This is a genomic window from Bacillus sp. JJ864 (genome assembly GCF_036963045.1).
Lineage (GTDB): Bacteria > Bacillota > Bacilli > Bacillales > Bacillaceae_G > Bacillus_A > Bacillus_A pseudomycoides_C.
In genome coordinates this window covers 1-273 of record NZ_JBALLY010000213.1, presented here as the reverse complement: position 1 = coordinate 273, position 273 = coordinate 1, and the positions used below count along the sequence as shown (strand labels likewise).

Sequence of the window (273 nt, the reverse complement as noted above, 5' to 3'; positions counted from 1 at the left end):
AAGATAAAAGAAGAGGGATTCGCTTTTCTAATGAAAAGTAAATCCCTCTTCTTATTCATACTTATAAATATATATGATTTTTAAATTTAATCATTTTCCTATCATGCGTATCAAACACATTGCAATATACAGAAGTGATTTTTTCAATGAGATTCTGGTCTTCTGTGATTGGGATAATCTTCATGACTATATGTACCTCCTTAATATAGAAGTTTTTTACAGTTGAATTTATTGCGTCTGGTTAATCTGAAAATATGAAATCTAAAGAAATAT

Annotated in this window: 1 protein-coding gene; it reads left to right on the top strand. The window is 27.1% G+C overall.

Translation table 11 applies throughout. From position 1 onward, the window contains the following. The coding region (locus V7024_RS24510) for a hypothetical protein (RefSeq protein WP_438824508.1) at positions 1-84 on the top strand (84 nt) is incomplete at its 5' end. Positions 85-273: the final 189 nt, after the last annotated feature.